The sequence below is a fragment of the Stenotrophomonas sp. P5_B8 genome (genome assembly GCF_054049855.1).
This window is the reverse complement of sequence record NZ_JBFULO010000700.1, coordinates 1-1,223: the sequence shown is the minus strand read 5'-3', so window position 1 is coordinate 1,223 and position 1,223 is coordinate 1. Positions and strand designations below refer to the sequence as shown.

General features: G+C 69.4%; 2 protein-coding genes. Both read left to right on the top strand.

All coding sequences use genetic code 11. The features are described 5' to 3' along the window. Positions 1-189: 189 nt before the first annotated feature. Positions 190-456 (top strand): putative signal transducing protein, encoded by a 267-nt coding sequence (locus ACXJKH_RS20805; protein WP_256774968.1) that lies wholly within the window; start codon positions 190-192, stop codon positions 454-456. Positions 457-486: 30 nt separating this feature from the next. After that, entirely contained in the window at positions 487-1,137 is a 651-nt protein-coding gene (gene msrA, locus ACXJKH_RS20800) for a peptide-methionine (S)-S-oxide reductase MsrA (protein WP_457322227.1), read from the top strand. Positions 1,138-1,223 lie beyond the last annotated feature (86 nt).

Below are 1,223 nucleotides of genomic sequence, written 5' to 3'. Positions count from 1 at the left end.
GCTCTGCACATTGCCGGCAGTGCGGGGAGCCGGCCAGCGGCCGGCAYTACCGGTTGTCTGGCGGRTCRTGGGGAGCCGGCCAGCGGCCGGCATTACCGGTTGTCTGGCGGATCATGGGGAGCCGGGCAGCGGTCGGCACGCCTTCAGCCCCCGGGGGTATGCTGGGCCGACGCCTTCCGGAGCCCGCCCATGCACGTGATCTACCAGGCCGACAACCTGTTCGATGCCCATCTGGTGAAACACGCGCTGGAAGACGCCGGCATCCCGGCGTTCGTGTTCGGCGAGTCGCTGCTGGGCGGGATGGGCGAACTGCCGCTGTTCGGGGTGCTGCGGGTCTGCGTGCCGGACCTGGCCCGTCCCGAGGCGGAAGACATCGTGGCCCGGCTCGACTTGGGCAGCGGCGGGGACGACCCCATATTCGATGGTGACGAAAGCGCCGGCCTGTTGCCGGCCTAGGAGAACGCCATGTTGGGCATTGCCAAGGGCTTGTTGGGAATCGGCGCGTTCAAACAGCGCCTGCCGCGTCCAGACGAGGCCCTGCCGGGCCGTGAGCACCCGCTGCCGCTGCACAACCAGCACTACGTCAACAGCCACCCGCTCAAGGACGGTTTCGCCGGCCTGCAGCGCATCCGCTTCGCGATGGGCTGCTTCTGGGGCGCCGAGCGCACGTTCTGGACCCTGCCGGGCGTGTATTCCACCTCCGTCGGCTACGCCGGGGGCGCCACCCCGAACCCCACCTACGAAGAAGTCTGCTCGGGTCTGACCGGGCATACCGAGATCGTCGAGGTGGTGTTCGACCCGGCGGTCATCTCCCTGGACAAGCTCCTGCAGGTCTTCTGGGAAAACCACGACCCMACCCAGGGCATGCGCCAGGGCAACGACACCGGCACCCAGTACCGCTCGGCCATCCACGCCACCCGCCAGGCCCAGTTCGACGCCGCCCTGGCCAGCCGCGACGCCTACCAGCAGCGCCTGACCGACGCCGGCCACGGTGCCATCACGACCGACATCGACTTCCCGGCCCCCGAGTACTACTACGCCGAGGATTACCACCAGCAGTACCTGGCCAAGAACCCCAACGGCTACTGCGGCATCGGCGGCACCGGCGTCAGCTGCCCGATCSGCGTGGATGCCTGAACCGGCGAGGGRTGGGGTAGAGCCGAGCCMTGCTCGGCTGCCTCCCCACCGACGCACCGCCYGCCGACACATCGGCCGGGCGGGCG